This window comes from Pseudomonas sp. WS 5503 (genome assembly GCF_012985385.1).
Classification (GTDB): Bacteria; Pseudomonadota; Gammaproteobacteria; order Pseudomonadales; family Pseudomonadaceae; genus Aquipseudomonas; species Aquipseudomonas paracarnis.
Genome location: NZ_JAAQWI010000003.1, coordinates 515,369 through 540,602 on the forward strand (window position 1 = coordinate 515,369; position 25,234 = coordinate 540,602).

The 25,234-nt window shown below is 61.6% G+C and carries 15 protein-coding genes; 3 read left to right on the forward strand and 12 right to left on the reverse strand.

Annotation, left to right across the window (positions count from 1 at the left end):
* Window positions 1–49 precede the first annotated feature (49 nt).
* The 3 genes from HBO10_RS11380 to HBO10_RS11390 all read left to right on the forward strand — a co-directional run bounded on the left by HBO10_RS11380 (window position 50) and on the right by HBO10_RS11390 (window position 13,416).
* Window positions 50–6,991: a DUF6543 domain-containing protein gene (locus tag HBO10_RS11380; protein ID WP_034126392.1), complete on the forward strand. Its 6,942-nt coding sequence runs from the start codon at window positions 50–52 to the stop codon at window positions 6,989–6,991.
* A gap of 230 nt (window positions 6,992–7,221) precedes the next feature.
* Window positions 7,222–8,160, forward strand: coding sequence for a DnaJ C-terminal domain-containing protein (locus HBO10_RS11385; protein WP_034126393.1), 939 nt, complete (start codon window positions 7,222–7,224; stop codon window positions 8,158–8,160).
* Window positions 8,161–8,244: 84 nt separating this feature from the next.
* On the forward strand, window positions 8,245–13,416 hold the full coding sequence (locus HBO10_RS11390; RefSeq protein WP_034126394.1) for a DUF6543 domain-containing protein: 5,172 nt from the start codon (window positions 8,245–8,247) through the stop codon (window positions 13,414–13,416).
* Here HBO10_RS11390 and ureC read toward each other — a convergent pair.
* The 12 genes from ureC to HBO10_RS11455 form a co-directional block, all read right to left on the reverse strand.
* Entirely contained in the window at window positions 13,413–15,113 is a 1,701-nt protein-coding gene (gene ureC, locus HBO10_RS11395; RefSeq protein WP_054896378.1) for an urease subunit alpha, read from the reverse strand. The genes HBO10_RS11390 and ureC overlap by 4 nt on opposite strands.
* A gap of 170 nt (window positions 15,114–15,283) precedes the next feature.
* Complete coding sequence (locus HBO10_RS11400; RefSeq protein WP_003188134.1) at window positions 15,284–15,589, reverse strand: urease subunit beta; 306 nt, start codon at window positions 15,587–15,589, stop codon at window positions 15,284–15,286.
* On the reverse strand, window positions 15,586–16,119 hold the full coding sequence (locus HBO10_RS11405) for a GNAT family N-acetyltransferase (protein WP_034126396.1): 534 nt from the start codon (window positions 16,117–16,119) through the stop codon (window positions 15,586–15,588). The genes HBO10_RS11400 and HBO10_RS11405 overlap by 4 nt, the downstream gene beginning before the upstream one ends.
* Window positions 16,120–16,124: 5 nt before the next feature.
* Window positions 16,125–16,637 (reverse strand): GNAT family N-acetyltransferase, encoded by a 513-nt coding sequence (locus HBO10_RS11410; protein ID WP_034126397.1) that lies wholly within the window; start codon window positions 16,635–16,637, stop codon window positions 16,125–16,127.
* 9 nt (window positions 16,638–16,646) lie between these two features.
* Window positions 16,647–16,949, reverse strand: a complete 303-nt coding sequence (ureA, locus tag HBO10_RS11415) for an urease subunit gamma (protein WP_003171437.1) — start codon at window positions 16,947–16,949, stop codon at window positions 16,647–16,649.
* A 158-nt stretch (window positions 16,950–17,107) separates the two neighbouring features.
* Entirely contained in the window at window positions 17,108–17,947 is an 840-nt protein-coding gene (locus HBO10_RS11420) for an urease accessory protein UreD (protein WP_034126398.1), read from the reverse strand.
* A gap of 30 nt (window positions 17,948–17,977) precedes the next feature.
* Window positions 17,978–18,676 (reverse strand): urea ABC transporter ATP-binding subunit UrtE, encoded by a 699-nt coding sequence (urtE, locus tag HBO10_RS11425; RefSeq protein WP_034126399.1) that lies wholly within the window; start codon window positions 18,674–18,676, stop codon window positions 17,978–17,980.
* Window positions 18,677–18,823: 147 nt separating this feature from the next.
* A complete protein-coding gene (gene urtD / locus HBO10_RS11435; RefSeq protein WP_014716710.1) occupies window positions 18,824–19,657 on the reverse strand; it encodes an urea ABC transporter ATP-binding protein UrtD in 834 nt (277 codons plus the stop codon).
* Window positions 19,654–20,721 carry an urea ABC transporter permease subunit UrtC gene (urtC, locus tag HBO10_RS11440; protein ID WP_034126400.1) on the reverse strand — a complete coding sequence of 356 codons (1,068 nt, stop codon included), beginning with the start codon at window positions 20,719–20,721 and terminating at the stop codon, window positions 19,654–19,656. Before urtC ends, urtD begins: the two co-directional genes overlap by 4 nt.
* The gene (urtB, locus tag HBO10_RS11445) at window positions 20,721–22,223 is read right to left on the reverse strand and encodes an urea ABC transporter permease subunit UrtB (RefSeq protein WP_034126401.1); all 1,503 of its coding nucleotides are present in this window, start codon (window positions 22,221–22,223) and stop codon (window positions 20,721–20,723) included. Before urtB ends, urtC begins: the two co-directional genes overlap by 1 nt.
* A gap of 166 nt (window positions 22,224–22,389) precedes the next feature.
* Complete coding sequence (gene urtA / locus HBO10_RS11450) at window positions 22,390–23,655, reverse strand: urea ABC transporter substrate-binding protein (RefSeq protein ID WP_003188149.1); 1,266 nt, start codon at window positions 23,653–23,655, stop codon at window positions 22,390–22,392.
* A gap of 193 nt (window positions 23,656–23,848) precedes the next feature.
* A complete protein-coding gene (locus HBO10_RS11455; protein ID WP_034126402.1) occupies window positions 23,849–25,210 on the reverse strand; it encodes a PepSY domain-containing protein in 1,362 nt (453 codons plus the stop codon).
* Window positions 25,211–25,234 lie beyond the last annotated feature (24 nt).

Sequence of the window (25,234 nt, forward strand, 5' to 3'; positions counted from 1 at the left end):
CAGGGGCTTGGTTAGGCTCGGGTTTTACTGCCCTCACGGACGAATCGCTATGCCTGATGCAACCTTCAACGCCGACCTGCGCGGCGTGCATTACGACTTTCTCAAACAACGCGTGCCGAACTGGTTCATGGAAGGCTCGCCGCAACGCCAGCAAGAGCTAGGCACGCACGAGATGGATATTCCTGCCTGGTACCTGGCCGCCACTCACCAAGACAAAACCACTCTGGCTGCCCGGCACACGCGCTTTCGCGAAACGCTCAATGCGATTGAAGAGCACCTGGGCCAGATTGAAGACGTCCTGGCCTTCGCCGAACAGCCGCTCAAAGAGGCGATCAAGAAAGAGTTCAACCTGGAACTGGATGTGCGCAATGTATTTTTCGTGCGCAAATACGGCTCAAAAGGTGCTCGCGATGACTTCTACGGTGCCTTTGTTTTCGAGCAGCAAAACGACCCGTCACTGAGCTACAGGTATCGCGGCATTTCCCTGTTGGAAGCGGCCCTGGCCAATTTCGAGGCCGATGAAGAGCAGCCGTCGTCGTGCACCGATTGCCAACTGATCACCACCTTCAACCTAGAAAACCCCCACATCATTGCGACCTTCGCGGCCGTCCATGCACAGGCGGTGGCGATCACGCCCCATGCTTTCGCCAGGCTTTGCCGCACATTGGACCTTGGCGCGCTTTATCAGGCGCATATCAAGGCCATTGTAGAGCCCCAGGACTCGGATGAACGCCAGGCGCTTGAACAGCTGTTGGAAGAGCATCAACGCGAGCAGTTGGCACTGTGCATCGATATTGCCCGGTCGCAAAGCACCGGACCGCTCAGTGCCAACGCCTGCCAGATGCTCCAGAATGTGGTCACGGGCTCCGCCACGCCGAAACTGGCCGGGAAGCCTGTGACATACACCGCGCTCAACGTGTTCGACAGCGTATTGGTGGGGCCGCTGCTGATCGGCCCTGATCGGCAAAACACCAACCGCCCCGAGCCTCTGGTGGTGTACATCCCCGGCGACCCGCAACAGCCCCTCAAGGAGTATGCGTCCAGTGGCGAATTCATGGCCGACTTGCGTACCCGTCTGCACAGCGCATCGTACCGGCGCTTCTTCAGCCGCTTTGTGCCGGTGCGCGAACAAGGCGGGTTCTTCACCCGGTTCAACCGTCTGTACCAGCCTGCCAGTAACGGCAATGGCGGCGCGGACTACCCGTTGCGCACGCCGTTGGCGCGCTTGCCTATGCAAGAGTTCGCCCTTGCCGGTGAGCTGTGGCAGCGCAGTCGCCAGGCGCATATCAGCAAGATCCTGAGCGATGCACGCGCAGTGGCCGTGCCCACCGAAGACGAGGACCGCAAGGCCCGGCTCGAACGCCTGGAAGGCTTTTTCGAGGCGGCCGTCAGCGTATTCAATCTCGCCGCGTTCGTGGTGCCGGGGCTCGGCCCGATCATGTTGGCCGTGGGCGCATCGCAGATGTGCTACGAAGTATTTGAAGGCATTGAGGCCTACGATCAAGGCGAGCCCCGCCAGATGTGGGCGCATTTTGCATCGGTAGCCCTGAACGTAGCGTTCATCGCCACCGGGTCCAAGGTGCTGCCCGCCGTCAAATGGCAAAGCGCAGTGGATCACCTCAAACCGGTGACGCTGCCCACGGGCAAGCAGGTACTGTGGAACCCCGACCTCAGGCCCTATGCCTCTACCACCAAACCGGCGCCAGAGGTCAAGCCCAATACGTTGGGCCTGTACGATCATGCCGGTCAGCAATGGGTGTCGTTTGAGGATACGCATTACCAGGTCAAGCAAGACCCGAGCGGCCAGTACCGTATTCAGCACCCGACTCGCCCCGACGCCTATGCGCCGGAGTTGGAACACAACCATAACGGGGTGTGGACTCATGAGCTGGAAGAACCGCTGACCTGGGACGAGCCCACCTTGATCAAGCGCCTCGGGCTGGTCGAGCAGGCGGATCCGTTGCGTATCAGCGGCGTCGAAACTGACGCTCTGCGCCAGGTTGCGGTCGATCATGAACCCTTGCCGCTGTTGCTTGACGACACCATCAAGCGCTTCGAGCTGCATCAGCAACTGACTACCTTTGTCGAGCAAATCAAAAGCAGCGACCCGCTGGTCTATCAGAAGGCCGAACCGGCACTGCAGTTTGACCTGCTTCAACGCCGCGGCCTGCTGCCTGATGGCGTAGCGCTGAAAGTCATCGGCCCAACGGGCGAGGTCGTGTGGGAAAGCGCCGATGCGTCGCCCTTATTGCCCAAGCGCGTGATGGTGTTGACCGAGACCGCCATGGCCCAGGGCCGTTTACTCAGGGAGTTGCTGTACACCTTGCAAGGCGTCGACCCGCAGCTCAAGGAACTCCCCGGCAGCCCCGAAGAGTCGCTGGACGTTCGCGCCGCCAAGCTGCGCCAGTACCTTGGCGATGCCGTTGATAGCCTCAAGGGACCGCTGCTGGAGGAGCGTTACCGTGCGTTGAACCCAACGTCTGACGCCGATGTGCAGCGCGTGCTGGATGCCTACCCGGCCTTGCCGACGCTGGCCGCCGAACGCTTGCTGCAAGGCGCTGCTGTGGATGAGCTGACCGCTTTTCGCAGCAGCGGGCGCCTGCCTGACCGGTTGGCCACGCAGGCTAAATGGTGCGCGCAGGAAACCCGCGTGGCGCGCGCCTACGAAGGGCTGCACCTGGATACTCAGACCCACCTCGACAGTCAGCGCCTGGCCTTGCGCACCCTGGAAACCCTGCCGGGCTGGCACCGTGGCTCGCGGGTGGAGTTGCGTCAGTACTCGGCGGAGGGCACGCTGATGGACGCCATCGGCTCCCCCGACTTCCCGCACAAGCGCAGCCTGATACTGCTGGACAGCGGTGAGTTCCAGGCAACCATGCCCGGCGATTTCTACAGCGCCATCTGGGAGCAACTCGCGCCCGATGAGCGTCAGCGTCTCGGGTTGGGCAGCGCGGTCGAATTGAAGCAGGCGATTCAACGCAGCCCTCTTTCGCGCCAGGCGTTGCGCACGGTGCTGGAGGACCAACCGCTGCGCAAGCCCGAGTACGATCCGATGGTCCGCTTGATGGGCGGCGCTCCGGGCTTTCGGCATATGGCAAGGGTGGCGGCTAATGTGCTGCGCTCTCCAGCAGAGCGGGTACGCCGGTTGTATCCATCATTCACTGAGGAGCAAGTCACAGCGTTTATTCAGTCGCTGGGCGAAGATGTCCCAGGCGGGTTGGCCAGTCGTGAGCTGGAATACCACCACCTGAAAAAATCCTTGAAAGCGTGGGCTCGCTCCAGAGGGCCACATGCCCTGGCGTACTACAGCGCCGAATGGCGTGTGAGTGATGCAATCAAACGCTGCTGGCGTCGCGAGACCGGAAGCCAGTTGAATATCCGTCGTTCAAAAGACGAGATTCGTTGGGTGGATTTGCCGCCGCTGAAGGCCGACTTCAGTCATGTCCAGGAAGTGGCGTTATCGGGGCTCACATGGAAGGGGCACTCCAGCTCGTTGTTCCTCGAAAATTTCACGCATATCAAGAGCCTGAGCATGACTGGCGCCGAGTTGGTCGAGTTGCCGGCGGTGATCGGCGATATGAAGCAGCTCACGTCGTTGAAACTGCCCTCCAATGAACTGAAACTGAGCGAGCGTAGCGCGGCAAGCTTGAGCGCTCTGGATGCCTTGCAAGTGCTGGATCTTTCGGAAAATCCGCTGGGTACATTGCCTGATTTCGGCGGTATGCCGCATTTAAGAGCGCTGAATCTATCTTTCACCCGAATCGAGCGTTGGCCTTCGGGGTTGAGGACGCAGACTGGGCTGGAGCGCGTCGACTTACGTCACAATCGACTGCTGCAGGTACCGCAGGACAATCTTGTTCCGCCGGCAGATCAACTGGAAACGATCGTGCGGATCAATAACGTCACCTTGCTTGATGGCAATCGCTTCCCACACGATTACTGGGAAACATTCGATAAGTATTGGCAGGACGTGAACCAGTCACGCCCCGACCTTGTGTCAGGCGCTCTCGATGGCGCCTTTGACAGCAGAAATCCACGCCTGGAAATGGTGCAGCACATGTACCCCGAGTATTCCCTGCAAAAGGCCCGGGAGCTTGTCTGGAGCTGGGGCGAAGGCGCCGATACCGAGCTGGACCGGCGCTGGCAGGAGTTTTCTGTGCTGCTCAGGCAGTTGAACGCGTGGGCATTTTCAGGCGGCGGCGAGCGCCAGCGCTATGTGCGCGTGGGGGAGCGCGCCACCGATGCTGCGTCACTGCGTGATCGCAACCTGGCGCACAACCGCATCATGCGCTGCTGGCGCCGTGAAACCCCGCAACAGCTCACCAACGACGGCGAGCCCTTCGGCCTGGAGCTGGACCTCAGCGGCCTGACGCTGCCAAGCCTGCCCGACCTGGATGCGGACTTCAGCCACGTAGGCTCACTCAAGCTGAGCAACATGAACCTCAGTACTTCGCCTGAGGGGTTCCTCGCTCGCCATCAGGGCGTACGCTGGCTGGACATGTCGCGCAACCAGTTGCGTGAGTTGCCGCCGGCGCTGGGGCAGATGCATGGCCTGACCCGGCTGTCGTTGCAAAATAACCAGATACGCCTGAACCCGGAGTCGGCTGCGATGCTGGCGTCGCGCAGCACCCTCAGAGCCTTGATCCTCAATTCAAACCCCCTTGATATCGCGCCGGATTTCAGCCAGATGACGGATTTGCGTTCGCTGGGGATGGGCAACACCCATATTGAAACCTTTCCCACCGGGCTGGGGGCGCAGCCCAGCCTGGATGCGGTGTACCTGAGGGGCAGTCGGATTTCAACGCTGCCCGATGCGCTGATTGCCCCCTCGGACGAGGCGTTGGCGCAATCCCTGCGGGTAACCAGCGTCACTGACCTGGGCCTGAACCCCTTGTCCGCCGAAACTCAGGCACGAATCGCCGATTACAACCGTCGGCTTACCGACCCGGAGCGAGCGGCCAACAGGTTGGTGCGCAGCACTCTGGAGGTGGCTGTGCCGCAGGCCGTTACTGGCGACTCAGCGCCGTTTCAGCGCTGGGCCAGAGGGTTGTCAACGCAGCAGCTTGCCCAGCGCCAAAGCCAATGGTCCACCCTGCGTGCACTGCCAGGCTCGGACGGTTTTTTCGACATGCTCAGAGACCTGAACGTGGCGCCCGCTGAATATGAGGATGTGCAGCAGCGGGTGTGGGAGGTGATCGACGCGATTGCCAGCCACAGCGCCGAGTCGGAGCAGCTGCGCAAGGAGATGTTCGAATGGGCGGGCCAGGCGACGTGTTGCGACCGTGCCGCGTTGACCTTCGGTAATCTGGAAATCCTGCTGATGACCAGCAATGCCAAGGCCCAGGCGTTGGATTCGAATCAGGGCGCCGCGCTGGTGAAGCTGTCCAGGGGCTTGTTCCGTCTGGAGGAAGTGGAAAAGATCGCCCTTACGGATATCGACCAGCGCCGGACTGCGATCAATAGCCGCGAAGACCTGACGGCGACGCAGAAGGCTGACGCTCTAAGGGCTCTGGAAGAAGTGGAAATCAGGCTGGCCTATCGTTACGGCCTTAAAGAGCGGCTTGACTTGCCTGGCCAGGCGCAGCAGACCAGGTTCATTCGTTTCGGCAACGTCAGCCAGGCGATGCTGGATGCTGCGTACGATAAGGTGATCGGCCTGGATAATTCGGTGCATGAGTTTCAAGCCATGCTCGCCAGGGAATTCTGGCAAGACTACATCGCGAACAAATACCGCTCGCGGTTCGAGGCGCAGAACCAACCCCATCACGAACAAATGAATGCGTTGTTGCGCGATTTCGAGTCCGGTGCAATCTCCAAGGCGGTGTTCGACGGTGAGGCCGAAGCACTGCAGGGGCAGTTTGCAATCGAAGAAGCACAGCTGATTCAAACCCTGTCCCGCGATGAAGTGGCGCAGGCGTTGATGCCCACTGCGAGCCTTGAAGTGTTGGTGGAGCCTGTGGGTCAGGAGCTGCAACTGTCTGAGGCTAAAGCCATCGATTTCAACGGTAAACAGTATTTTGTCGCGAGCATGCCGGATGCGGGCGATGGCGAGCATTACATCTTGCGGGTGCAGGCACCCCAGAACCCGTTGGCGCTGGTCAGCAGTGGGGTGGTAGCCAAGCCCGATATCCATGGGGTCTGGAAGCGCAGGGGTTTGGCGGGTGGGATGAAGCCGCAGGGCTCCGACGATGAGTTTTTCGACGCGTCGGAGTCCATGCCGGTAACGCCCTACACGGCGGAGGAACTGCGCCATATGCGTCGCGATATCCACTTTACGGCCAGCCCCAATCGCATCGGCAGTTATAACCGTGCCAATAACGGCAAATACCCGCTCAGGGACTATCAAGGCCGGGCAATCCGCATTCGCGAATTGGAGCAAGCGGTCACGATAGATCCCGGTGTGCGCTACACCTCGGAGCAGATCAAGCCCTACATTCAATTTCAGGGCTATGAGCAGGTGGGCGCACGCTATGAAGAGAAACTCCAGCTACGTTCGTTTACGGCCCAGGACATGAAAGCGCCCGGTGAAAGCGCGTTGATAGGCCAGGCCATGGTGGTTGCCAACCGGCGTATCGCCAAGGGCGAAATCGTCGGCGTGTACGGCGGAACGGTATTGCCCATGGGGATCTTCGGACCCAGCGGGCAGACGTACACCATGAGGGTAGGAAGCAAGGAGGTCGCGCGGGGCAATACCCTGGTGGAAGAGCCGATCCACCTGTCGGGGGATAATATTATTTCCAGAATCAATACCCTCTTCGAGTATGACGCCCAGGGCAAACCGTTGCGCCAGGCCCCCAGTGGCTACAACGTTGAAGCGGTGGGCTTCAATGTCGAGGCAGACAGGTGGATGGGGGTAGGGGAGGGTGCGCGAACCAAACGCGAGAATTTGATACTGACGGCGGTATTTGCCACTGAAGACATTGCAGCGGGCGCCGAGCTGCGCATGGATTATCAGTACACTGAGGGGGCAATAAAAAACCTGTTCGCTTGATCCTACCCGAGTAAGTAACGGGTCTGTCGTCGTAAATAGCCATATCCCATCTTGAAAGGGCGGGTTTTGCCCCAATCTTGTGGGCATATCCAGGCGGTACACAGTGATTGCACTGACCCTGTGTGCCGCCGATTAACTTATGACGCGCCCTGACATCAATTCCCAGGCTGCCAGCCATGGCGTGCCGTGTGGCGGGCCGCGCGATATCGATAACGGATGGTGATGCCCCCATGGATTTCAAAGACTACTACAAGATTCTCGGTGTCGAGCCCACGGCTGATGACAAAGAGATCAAGTCGGCTTATCGCAAGCTGGCGCGCAAATATCACCCGGACGTCAGCAAGGAAAAGGACGCCGAAGCCAAGTTCAAGGATGCGTCCGAGGCCTATGAAGCGCTTAAAAGCGCCGACAAGCGCGCCGAATACGACGAACTGCGCAAGTACGGCCAGCATGGCCAGCCGTTCCAGGGCCCACCGGGCTGGCAGAGCCGTGGCGGCTTTGGTGGTGGCCAGGACGCGGGCGACTTTTCGGACTTTTTCAGTTCGATCTTCGGCTCGCGTGGTGATGCTTTCGGTGGCGGCCAGCGCCGTCCTACCGGGCGCAAGGGCCAGGATGTGGAGATGCAGCTCACGGTCTCCCTGGAGGAAACCCTGTCCACCGAGTCCAAGCAGATCAGCTTCCAGGTGCCGCAATACGATGCCTCCGGTCGGCATGTGAGCAACACCACCAAAAGCCTGAACGTGAAGATCCCGGCCGGTGTGGCCGATGGCGAGCGCATTCGCCTCAAGGCCCAGGGCGCGCCGGGCATTGGCGGCGGGGCCAATGGTGATTTGTACCTGATCATCAAGTTTGCGCCCCACCCCAGGTTCGAGGTGGACGGCGAAAACCTGATCATCAACCTGCCGCTGGCACCCTGGGAGTTGGCGCTGGGCACGGAAGTGGCCGTGCCGACCCTCACCGGCAAGATCAACCTCAAGGTGCCTGCCGGTAGCCAGAACGGCCAGCGCATGCGTGCCAAGGGCCATGGTTTGCTGAACAAGGCCGGGCAACGCGGCTATCTGTTCATCCAGCTCAAGGCCGTCATGCCCAAGGCGGCGGATGATGAGGTCAAGGCATTGTGGGAGGCCCTGGCGCAAAAGGCTGCGTTCAACCCGCGCGAGCAGTTCTGAACGGGTCATTGATTTAGTTAGCGCCAGCCGCAAAAACGGCGTGCCTAGGATGACAACCTCTTCCAAGAAAAAGGTTGTCATCCCATGCCGGACTTTCAGGTCACCGACCCCGCCACGCCGCTTCCCGGTGAGCAGGGCCAACATTACGAGCTGATCAAACAGGCGATCCCCACTTGCCTGGTCAACAGTTCGCCCTCCCGTCGCAAGGCCCTCAAAGACACGCCGCCAGCCATTCCCCGCTGGTATGACGCTGCTTCCCAGGCGCACAAAGATCAGCTCAAAGTGTTGCTGGACGCCCGTTGCGATTCGCTCAACGAACTGGAGAAAACCTTCAGTCACATACGCTCGGAGCAAGCGTTTGCCCAACCCTTGTTGGAAGCCAAGCTAAAGGCTGTCGGCCACGAGCTGGACGTCAATCAAACCTGGTTGCGCCTGTATGTACCGGTCGAAGATGCCTTTGGCGTAAAGACCAGTGGCTTCAGGGTCAAAACGTTCTCCCTGCTGCACGCTGCCCTTGGCAACTTTGAGCAACGCGAGACTCGAGAGGGCTATTTCAACAGCGCCTCAGGTTTTATTACCCAACCGGACGCGCGCGATCATTTCGAGCGCCACACCACCACCCTGAAGATTCATGCGTTCACCCAGCTGTGCCGAGACCTGGACCTGGGCAAGCAGTACCAGGCTCATCTCAAGGCACAGTTGAAACCTGACGACGCCAAGTCCCAGGCCGAACTGCGCGAGCGTTATGTCCGGCACCAGAAAGCCGCCTTCCAGGCGGCAGCGTACCTGGCGTTGCTCAAGGGCGACATTGGTGACAGCGACCACGCCTTGCTGATGCGGGTGGCGGCGGGGGAAAAACACATTCTCAGCGATGGCAAGCCTATCGGGTATCGCAGCCTGAGCCTGATGAACCTGCACCTGCATGATTGCCTGGTCATCGACGCTTGCGCCAAGCCTGGCTACAGCTGCTGGGTCATCGTTTATATTCCCGATGACCCCGACCATCCCATCAAGCGTTATGACACCTTCAATGACTTCAGCACTGCATTGACCGAGCGCCTGAGCGCGAAAACCACCCAGGAAGCTGACCGCTCTCAAGGCTGGAGGGCTACGCCGAACCAGCATTTTTTTGCCCGGTTCGTTGCCGACAAAGACCGCGCCTACTACTACAAACGGCTGACCGAACTGGTGCTGGACGCACCTCCCCAGCCGTTTGGCGCACAGGCCTTGCGATCGGAATGGGGGCGCCTGCTCACTTCTCCGTCCTTTGCCACGCCTTCGACACTGGGCGAACCACATCCCTACGTGCGCGTGCATGCCACTGCCCCTGAATTCAACATTCGCGCCCACACCCTGACGGACCTATGGCAAGTTGCAGACCTGTGGACCTATCGCCTGGGCAGCCTGCGTGCCCGCCTGTTCGAGAATGCGCGGCATCGTGCGGTGAGCACCGCCGATGTCGATGAGGCCTCGCGCTCACTGCGCGCCGCGCATTACATGAGCATTGGCCTGTTCGGTCTCAACCTGGTGGCCATGGCGGTGCCACCGCTTGGCGTGCTGATGGCCGTGGCGATGGCCGGGCAAATGCTCTACGAAGTCATCGAAGGTGTCATCGAGCTGAGCGAAGGCGATCGCGAAGAGGGCTGGGCGCACATCACCGACGTGGTGGAAAACCTAGCGACGCTGGCGGTGCAGGCAGCCGTGGTGCACTTCACCGTGTCGCCGTTTATCGAGCAGCTCAAGGCCGTCACTCTCCCCAGTGGCAAGACTCGGCTGTGGAAACCCGACTTGTCGACCTATGAGCACACCGCGTCCCTACCTTCAGTGGCGGTGGATGAGCAAGGCCTGCACCGGCACAACGGCCAGACCGCGCTGCCATTGGAGGGTAAACGCTATGCCGTGCAACAAGACCCGCTGACCGAGCAATACCGCATCCTCCATCCCACGCGCGCCGAGGCCTATCAACCGATATTGAAGAGCAACGGCGCTGGCCTCTGGAACCATGAAGTGGAACGCCCGCACACCTGGGAAGGCGCCACGTTGATGCGGCGATTGGGCCCGGTGACGGAGGGCTTCAGTGATGCCGAGTTGGAGCAGGTGCGCAGCGTTGCGGCGGTGAGTGAGGACGTGCTGCGCCGCGTGCATGTGGAAGGCGAGCCGGTACCGGCGATCCTGCTCGACACCCTGCGCCAGTTCAGGGCGTATCGCGATGCGGTGAGCGTCGCCGAGGGTATTCGCCAGGGCTCGCTCAGCAGCGCACTGTGCAGCTATGCCGCATCCCTGGCGGTGGAGTTGCCTGGATGGCCAGCGAGCAAGGCGATCGAGGCATTTTCCGGCACCGAGTTGAGCGGGCCGTCGATCAAATACGGTAATCAGCAGGCCGCGGCGGCGGACACCGTGCAGGTCCACCGCGCCGAATTGATGAGCGGCCAGTTGCCCATACGCATTATCGAAGCGTTCAGCGAACCTCAGCGCGATGCTCTGGTGGGCAGTTACACCGCCCGCACACCCGAGGCGAGAACCGAGGCCCTGCAATTGAAACTCGAACAAAGGGCCATCGAGGTGCGCGAGCGGTTGATGAAGAGTATTTACGTCGAGCAGCAGCCACTCTCCGACACCGCGATTATGCTGATCCAGCGTGACTTCAGCGGTGTGCCGACGATTTTGGCGCGCGAAGTGCTGGCGGACGCGACGCCGACCGAGCGCGACACGATGAGCCGCGCCAAGCGCATTCCCCTGCGCCTCGCTGAAAAGGCGCGCCGGGCGCAGCAGCAAATGCGCCTGACCCTCGCGTATGAAGGCTTGTACCTCGATGCGTTGGCCGGCCCAGACACCGAAACCCTGGCCCTCCACACACTGCCGGCGCTGCCCGGCTGGTCGGACAATCTGCGCCTGGAAGTGCGCGAGGGTCGGTTTGAAGGCCCATTGCGTGCCAGTTTTGGCCCTCAGGAGGCGAGCAATCGCAAGGTCCTGGCACGTATGGAGGACGGGCGTTATCAAGCCTTTGATGAGCGCGGTCAGGATCTGCATGGCCTCAATGGTTTCTATGGCGCCTTGCAGCACGCGTTGACCGACGCCCATCGCAACGCGATTGGCCTGCCCCATGTCAGCCAGGGTGAGCAATTGAAGGGGTTGATCCAGCAACATGCATTAGGCCGAGCACCGTTGCGCAAAGCCTTGGGCATGTCGCCGGAAAAGCTGCCGTTTTTTCGACCGCCGAGCGTGTTGCCGGGCGAGCGTCGCGGCTATCCATTGAGCGGGCGCGGTGGCACTGAGTGGGAAAAAATCACACGCGAGCGGGTCCGCAGCCTGTACCCGGAAATCACCCGGGACGAAATGCTCGCCCTGATCAACGAGCGCGGCGCGCTGGATCTGAGCTGGCTGCGTGCGTTGGAGCAAGAGTACAAGACCCTGCAGGCGACCTTGCACAACTGGCTGAGTACACCGCCCCAAGGCATGGAGGCGTTCGGTGACCAGCAACGTCAGGTGCTGAGGGCCAGGCGCAAGATTTATACGGCGCTGGATGACGCCTGGAGAAAGGTTGGCCCACGGCACTACGATCGAAATGGGCGCCTCTTGGGGCAGAAAATCGAATGGTTGGAAGAGGACCTGGCGCAGCAGCTCCGAACCTTGCCCGCACTGACTGCAAACTTCGACCATGTCAGCTACTTGGGCATTGTGGGAGCCGAAGGCTCGCAGCTGACGGATGCGGATGTGCAGCCACTGCTCGCTAACTTTCGCGGTCTGCGTCAATTAGGGATCGAGGCCGCTCAACTGACACGCCTGCCGTCAGCCATCGAACAGATGCCGCATTTGCAGCGGTTGCATTTGGGCGGTAACAGTATTGTCCTTACGCCTGAAGACGTCTTGCGCTTGAAAGATCGGGTGCATCTCAAAGAGTTATTTTTGGAAATGAACCCACTCGGCTTGCCACCCGATGTCGGGCGCATGCCGCGCTTACATACCTTGCTGCTCAATGAAGCAAGCCTGGTGGAGTGGCCTAGCAGTGTGTTCCGTTTGCCCAGGCCGGAAGACTTCATTCTGGATATGCGGCAGAACCCGATAGCGCGGATTCCCGAGTTCGCGCCGGGCTCGGATAAGGCATTGATTGTGGCGAAAACCTTCCTCACCCGTGAAACGCTGACGCCTGAACTGCTTGCTCAATTCAAGCGGTACATCGAGGCCGCCGGCCGCGATCCGGATCGCCAATTACCGAAAAGGGGCGCGCGCGACAGCGAGCAGTGGAAAACCGGTTATTCGGCGCAGGAATGGCCCTCCAGGCAAGTGTTATGGGACATGCTTGAAGGTTCGTTTGGCTCTGAGGGTTTTTTCAATGTTCTTCGTGCCGTCAGAAACTCCGGGGACTCGACAGTCGGGGGTGGCGTATGGTTGCCGGAACTGACCGCCAAGGTCTGGCGCATACTTGAGGCGATGGGCGAAGACGCCGAATTGCGCGAGCAGTTGTTCCTGATGGCCCGGGACCCTGCGGCCTGCGTGGACGCCGGCGCCCAGATGTTCAATGCGATGGGCGTTGCCGTGCTGCATTGGTCGGCGTACTTCAGCGAGGACGTGGCCTCTGTGCGCAAAACTGTCTTCAACCTGGCCAGGGGCAAGTGGCGGCTCGATGAGTTGGGCCGTATCGCCCATGAGCGCGTGTCCCAACTGCAGGACGACGGCGTCAAGTTTCCGGAGTACGACGCCAAAGGCGCACGCATCGATCATTACGATGCCCGCGGCAATTTGATCACCGATATCGACGAAGTCGAGATCTACCTGGCGTACACAACGCCATTGGCAACCCGTCTGGACCTGCCCTGGCAATCGCGGAGCATGATGTTCCACGAGGAATATGTGACGGAGCCCATGGTCGAGGCGGCATTCAACCGCGTACAGCTACTGGACCAAGGCGAGCTGCTGCGTGGCAACCTGCTGGAGCAGCCGATGTGGACCGACTTTCTGCAGCGGGCTCATCCAGCTGACTACGCGTCGATTGCCGCAAAGTTTGATGCACTGATTGACTATCAGGCCGCGCAGGAACAATGGGCCGCCGCAGCCAACCTCCCTGAGAGCGCGAGGCAGGCCCTGCGCCAAACCATCAGCCGGTCGGCCCAGCGCCTGGGCCGACCGGCTTCGCAAAGTGAACCGGGGCAGTTGATGTCCCAGCAAGACTACGATGGCACCTTTGGCCGCATCAATGCCGAACTGATCACCTTGAACCAGACACTGACCGATCAAGCGATCAGCGCCATCCTCTAGAACAGGAAGTACCGCTGGGCCATCGGCAACACCTCGGCCGGTTCGCACCACAGCAATTGACCGTCGGCCTTGACCTGGTAAGTCTGTGGGTCCACCTCGATATCCGGCAGGTAATCGTTGTGGATCAGGTCGGTTTTCTGCACGTCGCGGCAACCCTTGACCACCGCGATCTGCTTCTTCAGGCCCAGGGCCTCGGGCAGTCCGGCCGCCTGCGCGGCCTGGCTGATAAACGTCAGGCTGGTGGCGTGCAGGGAGCTGCCGAAGCTGGCGAACATGGGGCGGTAATGCACCGGCTGCGGCGTCGGAATCGAGGCGTTGGCGTCGCCCATCAGGCTCGAAGCAATGGCGCCGCCCTTGAGGATCAACGTGGGCTTGATGCCGAAAAACGCCGGGCGCCACAGCACCAGGTCGGCCCATTTGCCGACTTCGATGGAACCGACGATATGGCTGATACCGTGGGTGATCGCCGGGTTGATGGTGTACTTGGCGATGTAGCGTTTGGCGCGGAAGTTATCGTTGCCCACGCCGTCGCCCGGCAGGGGGCCACGCTGTTTTTTCATCTTGTCGGCGGTCTGCCAGGTGCGCGTGATCACTTCGCCAACACGGCCCATGGCCTGGCTGTCGGAGCTGATCATCGAGAACGCGCCGAGGTCGTGCAGGATGTCTTCGGCGGCGATGGTTTCGCGGCGGATGCGGCTTTCGGCGAAGGCCACGTCTTCGGCAATGCTTGGGTCCAGGTGGTGACACACCATCAACATGTCCAGGTGTTCGTCGATGGTATTACGCGTGAACGGCCGCGTCGGGTTGGTGGAGCTGGGCAGCACATTGGGGAAGCCGCAGGCCTTGATGATGTCCGGTGCATGGCCGCCACCGGCACCTTCGGTGTGGTACGTGTGGATGGTGCGGCCCTTGAGCGCGGCGAGGGTGGTTTCGACAAAGCCCGACTCATTGAGGGTGTCACTGTGGATCGCCACCTGCACGTCGTAGGCATCGGCGACGCTCAGGCAGTTGTCGATGCTCGCGGGTGTGGTGCCCCAGTCTTCATGTAGCTTCAAGCCGATCGCACCGGCCTTGACCTGCTCGATCAGCGGCTCGGGCAAACTGGCGTTGCCCTTGCCGGTAAAGCCAATGTTCATCGGGAACGAATCGCTGGCCTGCAGCATCCGCGCAAGGTGCCACGGGCCGGAGGTGCAGGTGGTAGCGTTGGTGCCGGTAGCCGGCCCCGTGCCGCCGCCGATCATGGTGGTGACGCCGCTGGTCAGGGCCTCTTCGATTTGCTGTGGGCAAATGAAATGCACGTGGGAGTCGATGCCGCCGGCGGTGAGGATCATGCCTTCACCGGCAATCACTTCGGTGCTGGCGCCGATGGCCATGGTCACCCCCGGCTGGATATCCGGGTTGCCGGCCTTGCCGATGGCGTGGATGCGACCGTTCTTCAAGCCCACGTCAGCCTTGACGATGCCCCAGTGGTCGATGATCAGCGCGTTGGTGATCAGCGTGTCGACCACTTCATGGGCGAGCAATTGGCTCTGGCCCTGGCCGTCACGGATCACCTTGCCGCCGCCGAATTTGACCTCTTCGCCGTAGACGGTGAAGTCCTGTTCGACTTCGACAAACAGCTCGGTGTCGGCCAGGCGGACCTTGTCACCGACGGTGGGGCCGTACATGTCGGCGTAGGCTTGTCTGGATATCTTCATGGGTGTGTCCTCGATCGTTCCCACGTTCGGCGTGGGAATGCATCCTGTGACGCTCTGCGTCACGACGTAAAGAGCGGACGCAGAGCGTCCCTGGCGGCGTTCCCACGCGGAGCGTGGGAACGATCTAATTGCATTCCAACGGTGGGAGCTGGCTTGCCTGCGATGAGGCCCTAAAGGTCGCCCATGACTCGCCCTGCAAACCCAAATACCCGCCGCCCACCACCCAAATCCACCAACTCCACCTCCCGACGCTGCCCCGGCTCAAACCGCACCGCCGTGCCCGCCGGAATATTCAGGCGCATGCCACGGCTGGCCGCGCGGTCGAATTCCAGCGCGTCATTGGTCTCGAAAAAGTGGTAATGCGAGCCCACCTGGATCGGCCGGTCGCCGCTGTTGGCTACGCCGAGGGTGAGGGTACGGCGGCCGACATTCAGTTCGATCTCGCCAGGCTGGATCTGATATTCACCAGGAATCATGCAGGTTGCCCCAGGGTCTTGAAGTAGATGGCGGTCGGGCTGTAACGCCCGTCCGGGCTTTGGCAATAGTCGGGCAGTTCACCGAGCTTGGTGTAGCGCAGCGACTGGTAAAAGGCTTCGGCGCCGGAGCCGGCCTCGGTGTCCAGGTACAGCAGGCCACGCTTGTGCTGGCGCGCGGCGAGTTCCAGGGTATTCATCAATTGCTGGCCCAGGCCATGGCGACGGGCGCTGCTGTGCACCAGCAACTTTTGCACCTCGGCGCGGTTCAGGCCGTTGGCTTTCTGGCACAACGCCAATTGCACGCTGGCGATCACCTGCTCGTCGCGCACCACCACCCACAGCAGCAGGCTGGTGTCCTCGACGCCGGCTTGCACGCCGGTCAGGTAGTCCCGGGCCTGGGCCTCATCGAAGTCGGCCATGAAGCCCACCGACGCGCCGTGCTGCACCGCGTCCAGCAACAGCTCAATCAAGCCCCGGCGGTAATGGGCAAAGCTTTCAGCATTGACTCGACGCAGTTGTGCAGCGCTCATCGATCTCACTCCTGGGGCGGTTCGGCGCCCGGATTCAACGTCAGTTGCATAAAGGTCAGGTCCAGCCAGCGGCCGACCTTGATGCCCACTTGCGGCATTTGCCCGGTAGTCACGAAGCCCAGGCGCTCATGCAGGCGGATCGAGGCCAGGTTGCCGCTTTCGATGGCGGCGACCATGACGTGCTTGCCGCAGTTGCGGGCGCGCTCGATCAGGGCCTGCATCAGGCTCGGGCCGAGGCCTTTGCCGCGCTGGTCATTGCGCACGTATACCGAGTGTTCGACGCTGTAGCGGAAGCCTTCGAAGGGGCGCCAGTCGCCGAATGAGGCGTAGCCGGTGACTTCGTCGTTGTCCACCGCGACCAGGATCGGGTACTGCTGCGCCTGGCGCGCACTGAACCAGGCCTGGCGGTTGGCCAGATCCACCGGTTGCTCGTTCCAGATCGCCGTGGTGTTCAACACCGCGTCGTTGTAGATGGCGCGGATCGCCGGCAGGTCGTGTTCGGTTGCATCACGAATCATGGCTGCGCCTCAGGCAATGGGCTGGTGGACGGTGACCAGCTTGGTGCCGTCGGGGAACGTGGCTTCCACCTGGATATCCGGGATCATTTCCGGGATACCTTCCATAACCTGTTCGCGGCTGAGCAGGGTGGTGCCGTAGTGCATCAGGTCGGCCACCGTGCGGCCATCGCGGGCGCCTTCCATCAGGGCGGCGGAGATATAGGCGATGGTCTCCGGGTAGTTGAGCTTCACTCCGCGTGCCAGGCGCCGTTCGGCGACCAGGCCTGCGGTGAAGATCAGCAGTTTGTCTTTTTCCCGTGGGGTCAGGTCCATGGTTCAGTCCGTAGTAAGGCAGTTAAAAAGACGAGCGCTTACCCCTGTAGGAGCGAGCTTGCTCGCGAAAAACCCGAGGGCGCCGCGTGCATTCAGGATGCCCGCGTTATCGTTAACGATTTTCGCGAGCAAGCTCGCTCCTACAAAAGGGCGCATCTTCATGTGCTCCAGATTCTTGGTGCGACTGCTTCACGCCCAAACAGCGCCGGGCGTAAAAGCCGCCATAAATCAATCAACCATCCCCGCGCCAGCAGCGCTTCACTGGCCAGGCACCGCGCCACCAGCAAACCGGGCAGTTGGGTCAGGTCACCGCGCACTGCGTGGGGCAGTGAGCGGCATTGTTCAAGCAGTTCAGGGTCGAGCTCACCGGTCACCAGCAACGTGGCAAACACCGGTTGCCCATCCAGCCCGATTGGCGAATCCAGCAATCCATCGGCGCCCACAATGCGCTGGCGTTCGTGCCAGAGCAACTGGCCGTCGCGGCGAATGTCCAGGTGCGATTGAAAGTGGCCAAGGTCGAACCGTTCGCCACTGGCCGGGCGGCCCAGAGCGACCACATCCCAGTAGAACAACCGCGCATCGCCCGACAGCTCCACTCGCGTGGTCAGTTCGGCCTGGGCGGCGCTGAATACGATGGTTTCCTGGGGCAGCCATTCCAGCGTCGCGCCGGCCTCGACGGTCAACTTGACGTGTTGAAACGCCGGGCCGCTGGCGCGGTACCACTTGGCGGCGCCGGGGCTGGTCAGTTGTGCCCAGGCACCCGTGCCCACATGGGCGCTGATGTCCAGGCGATCGCCACCGGCAATCCCGCCGGGCGGGTGCACGATGATGTGCTGGCATACCTCGGGGCCTTCGGCGTACAGGTGTTTTTGCACCCGCAGCGGGCCAAGGTGGCGGCGCAGCACCGGGCGCGTGGTGTCATTGACACGCGCGTAGCCGAGTTCCAGCTCGGCGTGCCAGCTGGGCGTGAACAGGGCAGGGGTAACGGGCAGGTTCATGGCGTGCGCTTATCGTTAGGAGGCTACAGATTAGATGGTTACCAGCCCGCGCACACCTTCGCGTTCCATATTTTCACCACGGCCCTGCTGCATGATTTCGCCACGGGACATCACCAGGTACTGGTCAGCCAGTTCAGCGGCAAAGTCATAGAACTGCTCCACCAACAGGATCGCCATATCGCCGCGCTCCGCGAGCTTCTTGATCACAGCGCCGATTTCCTTGATCACCGACGGCTGGATGCCTTCGGTGGGCTCATCGAGAATCAACAGGCGCGGGCGGCTCGCCAGGGCACGGCCAATCGCCAACTGTTGCTGCTGCCCGCCGGACAAGTCGCCGCCGCGTCGATGCTTCATTTGCAGCAACACCGGGAACAGTTCGTAGATGAAGGCCGGCACCTCTTTGGCTTCGGAACCGGGGAAACGTGACAGTCCCATCAGCAGGTTTTCTTCTACGGTCAGCCGCCCGAATATCTCCCGGCCCTGGGGCACGTAGGCGATGCCGGCATGTACGCGCTGGTGCGGCTTGAAGCCGGTGATGGCCTTGCCTTCCCAGTTCACTGCGCCCTCCTTGGCCGGCAGCAGGCCCATCAGGCACTTGAGCAGGGTGGTCTTGCCCACGCCGTTACGCCCGAGCAGGCAGGTGACTTCGCCGATCTTCACGTCAAAAGACAGCCCACGCAGGATGTGGCTACCGCCGTAGTACTGGTGCAGCTTGTCGACTTGCAGCATGTTCGATTCTCCTCAATGATCGTTCCCACGCTCTGCGTGGGAATGCATCCCGTGACGCTCTGCGTCACCGTTGCTCAGCGGGACGCGGAGCGTCCAACCTGGCATTCCCACGCGGAGCGTGGGAACGATCAGCCGTTCGTGTCAGCGTTAGCGGCCGAGGTAAACCTCGATCACCCGCTCGTTTTCCTGCACCTGTTCCAGCGACCCTTCGGCCAGCACGCTGCCCTGGTGCAACACCGTCACGTGGTCGGCAATCGAGCCGACAAACCCCATGTCATGTTCCACCACCATCAACGAGTGCTTGCCGGCCAGGCGCTTGAACAGCTCGGCGGTGAATTCGGTTTCGGCATCGGTCATGCCTGCTACCGGTTCATCCAGCAGCAACAGTTGCGGGTCTTGCATCAGCAACATGCCGATTTCCAGAAACTGCTTCTGGCCGTGGGACAGCAAACCGGCGGGGCGATGCACCGAGGCGGTTAGACGGATGGTGTCGAGCACTTCCTCGATGCGGTCCTTCTGTTCCCCGTTCAGGCGCGCCCGCAGGCTGGCCCACACCGACTTGTCGGTCTTCTGCGCCAGCTCCAGGTTTTCGAACACGCTCAAGGCTTCGAACACCGTAGGCTTCTGGAACTTGCGCCCGATGCCGGCCTGGGCGATCTGCACTTCGCTCATGCGGGTCAGGTCCAGGGTTTCGCCAAACCAGGCCTTGCCGTGGCTGGGCCGGGTCTTGCCGGTGATCACGTCCATCAGCGTGGTCTTGCCCGCGCCGTTGGGGCCGATGATGCAGCGCAATTCGCCAACACCGATGTACAGGTTCAGGTCGTTGAGGGCCTTGAAACCGTCGAAGCTGACGCTGATATCTTCCAGGGTCAGAATGGTGCCGTGCCGGGTGTTGAGCCCTTTGCCCGCGACCTGGCCGATGCCAATCGCATCGCGGCCGCTGCCTGCGTCGAAAATTGGTTCAAGCATGACGTTCCTCATTTCTTCAGCAGGCCGATAACGCCCTTGGGCAGGTACAGGGTGACGATGATGAACAGCGCGCCCAGGAAGAACAGCCAGTACTCGGGAAAGGCCACGGTAAACCAGCTCTTCATGCCATTGACCACACCAGCGCCGAGCAACGGCCCGATCAACGTGCCACGCCCGCCCAGCGCTACCCACACAGCGGCTTCGATGGAGTTGGTCGGTGACATTTCGCTGGGGTTGATGATGCCCACCTGCGGCACATACAGCGCACCGGCAAGGCCGCACAACACTGCGCTCAACACCCACACGAACAGTTTGAAACCGCGTGGGTCGTAGCCGCAGAACATCAGGCGGTTCTCGGCATCCCGCAGGGCGGTGAGCACTCGGCCGAACTTGCTTTTCGCCAGGCGCCAGCCGATGTAGAGGCTGGCCACCAGCAACAGCACCGTGGCGAAAAACAACACCGCCCGGGTGCCCGGTTCAGTGATGCCAAAACCTAAGATGCTGCGGAAGTTGGTAAAGCCGTTGTTGCCGCCGAACCCGGTCTCGTTGCGAAAGAACAACAGCATCCCCGCGAACGTCAGGGCCTGAGTCATGATCGAGAAATACACGCCCTTGATCCGCGAGCGGAAGGCGAAGAAACCGAACACCAAGGCCAGCACACCGGGGGCCAGTACCACCAGGCACAACGCCCAGAGGAAGTGGTCGGTGCCGGCCCAATACCAGGGCAATTCGGTCCAGGACAAAAAGGTCATGAATGCCGGCAACTCGCTGCCTGCCGCCTGGCGCATCAAGTACATGCCCATGGCGTAGCCGCCCAGGGCGAAGAACAAACCGTGGCCCAGGGACAACATCCCGGCGTAACCCCACACCAGGTCCAGCGCCAGGGCGACGATGGCGTAACAGAGAATCTTGCCCACCAGGGTCAAGGTGTAGGCCGACACATGCAGCGGGTTGTCCGCAGACAATAACGAACACAGGGGCAACGCCAGCAGCAGGAGCAGGATGACTGCACCGACTGCAATCGTGACTTTGGGGCCGGCTTTTTGCGTGGCCGTAAGCATTAATGGCTGGTTCATCAGTCGATCACCCGTCCTTTCAGTGCGAAGAATCCTTGCGGGCGTTTCTGGATAAACAGAATGATCAGCGCGAGGATCAGGATCTTGCCGAGCACGGCGCCGATCTGGGGTTCGAGGATTTTGTTGGCGATCCCTAAGCCAAAGGCAGCCATGACACTGCCGGCCAACTGGCCGACGCCGCCGAGCACCACCACCAGGAACGAGTCGATGATGTAGCTCTGGCCCAGGTCCGGGCCGACGTTGCCGATCTGGCTCAGCGCCACGCCGCCCAAACCTGCGATACCGGAGCCGAGGCCAAAGGCGAGCATGTCCACGCGCCCGGTGGGCACGCCGCAGCAGGCGGCCATGTTGCGGTTCTGGGTGACGGCGCGCACGTTCAGACCCAGGCGCGTCTTGTTCAGCAGCAGCCAAGTGAGCACCACCACGAACAGCGCAAAGGCAATGATCACGATGCGGTTGTAAGGCAGCACCAGGTTGGGCAGTACCTGAATGCCGCCAGACAGCCAGGCCGGGTTAGACACTTCGACGTTCTGCGCGCCGAATACCAGACGCACCAGCTGGATCAGCATCAGGCTGATGCCCCAGGTGGCGAGCAGAGTTTCCAGGGGGCGGCCATACAGGTGGCGAATCACCGTACGTTCCAGCGCCATGCCGATGGCCGCAGTGACAAAAAACGCCACCGGCAACGCGATCAACGGGTAGAACTCGATGGCCTGGGGCACATAGCGCTGCATCATCAATTGCACCACATAGGTGGAGTAGGCGCCGAGCATCAGCATCTCGCCGTGGGCCATGTTGATCACGCCGAGCAGGCCGAAGGTGATCGCCAGGCCCAGGGCCGCCAGCAGCAGGATCGAGCCCAGGGACATGCCGCTGAACGCCTGGCCGAGGATCTCACCCATCATCAGTTTGCGTTTGACCTGGGCCAGGCTGGTCTCAGCGGCAGTGTGTACGTCGGCGTCGGCTTCCACGCCTGGCGCCAGCAGCGCCTCTAGGCGCGTGCGGGCCAGCGGGTCGCCGGTGCTGCCGAGCAAGCGCACGGCCGCCAGGCGCACCACCGGGTCGGGGTCGACCAGTTGCAGGTTGGCCAGGGCCAGGCTGAGGGCGCTGTGCACCTGCTCATCCGTCTCGGCGGCGACCTGCTGGTCGAGGAATTTAAGTTGTGCAGGCACCGCGCTTTTTTGCAGGGTGCGCGCTGCGTCCAGGCGCACCTTGGGGTCGGCGGCGAGCAGTTGCTGGCTGGCTTGCACGTTATTGATCAAACCGCGCAGGCGGTTATTCAGGCGCACGGTCTTGGTTTCACCGTTGAGCGTGAGGTGGCCTTGCTCAAGGGCATCCACCAACTCGATACGCGTTGGGTCGGGGTGGGCGGCCCAGTCCTGCAGGAGTTTGGCTTGCTGCACCGGGTTGGCGGCAAGGAAGTCTTCGGCGTCGCTGGCGTGTGCGCCAAAGGGCAGCACCAGCAGCACGGCGAGGATGAGGCGGTGGAGGGCAGTGGGCATATAAAAATGTCCTGGTCATGCGGGGACAGTGTGGGAGCAGGCTGTGTGTAAGAGCTGGCTTGCCTGCGATGGCATCGCTGCGGTGTGTCAGGCACACCGAGTTGTTTGCATCGCAGGCAAGCCAGCTCCCACAGTGACCATGTCCCACATTCGAGCCGTGGGGGCGTTAGTTGCTCTTCACGGCATAGTCCGGTTTTTTGTCATTGCCCGGAATGTAAGGGCTCCACGGCTGTGCACGAATCGGCGCTTCGGTCTGCCACACCACCGAGAACTGCCCGTCGGCCTGGATCTCACCGATCATCACCGGCTTGTGCAAGTGGTGGTTGGTCTTGTCCATGGTCAGGGTGAAGCCCGACGGCGCGGCGAAGGTCTGGCCGCCCAGGGCTTCACGCACCTTGTCGACGTCGGTGGACTTGGCTTTTTCCGCCGCCTGCGCCCACATATGAATACCCACATAGGTGGCTTCCATCGGGTCGTTGGTCACGGCTTTGTCGGCGCCCGGCAGGTTGTGTTTCTTGGCGTAGGCTTTCCAGTCGGCCACGAACTTCTGGTTCACCGGGTTCTCCACCGACTGGAAGTAGTTCCAGGCCGCGAGGTTGCCCACCAGCGGCTTGGTGTCGATGCCGCGCAGTTCTTCTTCACCCACCGAGAACGCCACCACCGGTACCTCGGTGGCTTTCAAGCCCTGGTTGGCCAGTTCTTTGTAGAAGGGCACGTTGGAGTCGCCGTTCACGGTGGAGACCACCGCGGTCTTGCCACCGGCGGAGAACTTCTTGATGTTGGCGACGATGGTCTGGTAATCGGCGTGGCCGAACGGGGTGTAGACCTCCTCGATGTCTTTATCCGCCACGCCTTTGGAATGCAGGAACGAGCGCAGGATCTTGTTGGTGGTGCGCGGGTACACGTAGTCGGTGCCGAGCAGGAAGAAACGCTTGGCGCTGCCGCCTTCTTCGCTCATCAGGTATTCCACCGCCGGGATCGCCTGCTGGTTCGGGGCCGCACCGGTATAGAACACGTTGGGCGACATCTCTTCGCCTTCGTACTGCACCGGATAGAACAGCAAGCCGTTGAGTTCTTCGAACACCGGCAGTACGGATTTACGCGACACCGAGGTCCAGCAGCCGAACACCACGGCCACCTTGTCCTGGGTTAACAGTTGCCGACCTTTCTCGGCGAACAGCGGCCAGTTGGACGCCGGGTCCACCACCACCGGTTCGAGCATCTTGCCGTTCACCCCGCCCTTGGCGTTGATCTCGTCGATGGTCATCAGCGCCATGTCTTTGAGCGAGGTTTCGGAGATCGCCATGGTCCCGGACAGCGAGTGCAGGATGCCGACCTTGATGGTCTCGGCGGCCTGGACGGTCCAGGTCAAACCCATGGCGGCAATGGATGCCGACAAAGTGAAAGCCTTGATCAAGCTGCGACGCTTCATGGTGCGATCTCCGTGTACCGATAATTGTTGTGGGGCAGATACACAGGGCTTTGCAAAGGCTGTGCCTGCTACGCCAGACACGGTTTACCGGCGGGTTCGGGAGGTAAAGCCGCTCCGTGGCGCACCAGGTTGGCGCCACGGAGGCCGTTGAGTGCACGGCAGGCTTCAAAAGAGGGCGTTGCGCGACAATGCTTCAGGCGGTTGCGCTGATGCGTGACAGCAACAAGCGATCCAGCGCCCACACCAGGACCAACGAAGCCCCTACCAACGGGAAAATGATCGCCAGCCCGAGCATGATCGCCATCGCGGTTTTCCACTTGGGCAGGTCATGGCGCAGCGGCGGCACACCTAGCCCGCCTTGTGGCCGGCGCTTCCACCAGATCACCACGCCGCTGACCGCGCTGAGCAGAATCATCAGGCAGATCACCAGCACGATCAGTTGGTTGACCCAGCCGAACATCTTGCCCTCGTGCAGCATCACGCCGGTTTCGGTGGCGCGTGCGACCAGGTTGTAATGATCCCAACGTACATCGGCCAGGACCTTGCCGGTGTACTGGTCCACGTGCAGGGTGGCGTCGTTGCGCGGGTCGTCGGCGAACACCGCGACGGTGAATACACCAGTGGCGGTGGTGGGGAAGGTAATGCTGTAGCCGGGCTCGACCTTGCGTGCGTTGGCCAGGTCGACCACCTGTTGCAGACGCACCGTGGGTGCGGCCGGGCCTGCGTGCATTGCGCCGTGATTCATATGCTCGGCGTGGTCGCCGGACATTGGCATCGGCGTGTTTTCCAGGGCCCAGGGCACGGTCTGCTGGGTGGCGGTGTTGAGCACACGGGCCTGCTGGTCGGACTGCGGCACGCTGTTCCACATCGCGGCTGGGAAGGTGTTCCACAGGTCGGCGTATTGCTTGCCCCAGAAGCCGGTCCAGGTCATGCCGCTGAGCAGCATCACCAGCAGGAACGCCGCGCCCCAGAAGCCGGCGACAGCGTGCAGGTCACGCCAGAACAAGCGGCCACGGCTGCCGATGCGCGGCCATAACACGCCGGCCGAGGATTTGCCCCGCGGCCACCACAGGTACAGGCCGGACACCACCAGCATCACGCCCCAGCCAGCGGCCAATTCGATCAGGCGATCGCCAACGGTGCCGATCATCAGTTCGCCGTGCAGGGCGCGGACGATGGCTTGCAGGTTGTTGTTTGCGTCCTGCTCACCGAGGACGGTGCCGCGATAGGGGTCGATGAACACCGTCACTTCGTGGGCGTCGTTGCGCATCACGAACTGCGCGCTGCGAGTGGCGTCGGCAGGGGGCAGGTATTTGCTGATCGCGGCGTGGGGGTAGGCGGCCTGGACGCGCTGCAGTTGCTCGTCGGCGCTCAGCGCGTGTTCGGCGGCGGGCACGGTGAGCAGGTGGCCGTACATCAGCGGGTCGAGCTGGGGTTTGAACAGGTAGATGATGCCGGTGAGGGCCAGCAGCACCATGAAGGGGGCGACGAAGAGGCCGGCGTAAAAGTGCCAGCGCCAGGCCAGGTTGTAGAAGGAAATTTTTTGTGTGGTCATCGGGTGCTCCGCATAAGGCTTTTG

Coding starts and splice junctions, on each gene's coding strand:
- HBO10_RS11420 (WP_034126398.1), bottom strand. CDS start 17,947: ATGAACCTGCCCGTTACCCCTGCCCTGTTCACGCCCAGCTGGCACGCC.
- HBO10_RS11410 (WP_034126397.1), bottom strand. CDS start 16,637: ATGATTCGTGATGCAACCGAACACGACCTGCCGGCGATCCGCGCCATC.
- ureA (WP_003171437.1), bottom strand. CDS start 16,949: ATGGACCTGACCCCACGGGAAAAAGACAAACTGCTGATCTTCACCGCA.
- HBO10_RS11385 (WP_034126393.1), top strand. CDS start 7,222: ATGGATTTCAAAGACTACTACAAGATTCTCGGTGTCGAGCCCACGGCT.
- urtA (WP_003188149.1), bottom strand. CDS start 23,655: ATGAAGCGTCGCAGCTTGATCAAGGCTTTCACTTTGTCGGCATCCATT.
- urtD (WP_014716710.1), bottom strand. CDS start 19,657: ATGAGGAACGTCATGCTTGAACCAATTTTCGACGCAGGCAGCGGCCGC.
- urtB (WP_034126401.1), bottom strand. CDS start 22,223: ATGCCCACTGCCCTCCACCGCCTCATCCTCGCCGTGCTGCTGGTGCTG.
- HBO10_RS11400 (WP_003188134.1), bottom strand. CDS start 15,589: ATGATTCCTGGTGAATATCAGATCCAGCCTGGCGAGATCGAACTGAAT.
- HBO10_RS11405 (WP_034126396.1), bottom strand. CDS start 16,119: ATGAGCGCTGCACAACTGCGTCGAGTCAATGCTGAAAGCTTTGCCCAT.
- HBO10_RS11455 (WP_034126402.1), bottom strand. CDS start 25,210: ATGACCACACAAAAAATTTCCTTCTACAACCTGGCCTGGCGCTGGCAC.
- HBO10_RS11390 (WP_034126394.1), top strand. CDS start 8,245: ATGCCGGACTTTCAGGTCACCGACCCCGCCACGCCGCTTCCCGGTGAG.
- urtE (WP_034126399.1), bottom strand. CDS start 18,676: ATGCTGCAAGTCGACAAGCTGCACCAGTACTACGGCGGTAGCCACATC.
- urtC (WP_034126400.1), bottom strand. CDS start 20,721: ATGAACCAGCCATTAATGCTTACGGCCACGCAAAAAGCCGGCCCCAAA.
- HBO10_RS11380 (WP_034126392.1), top strand. CDS start 50: ATGCCTGATGCAACCTTCAACGCCGACCTGCGCGGCGTGCATTACGAC.
- ureC (WP_054896378.1), bottom strand. CDS start 15,113: ATGAAGATATCCAGACAAGCCTACGCCGACATGTACGGCCCCACCGTC.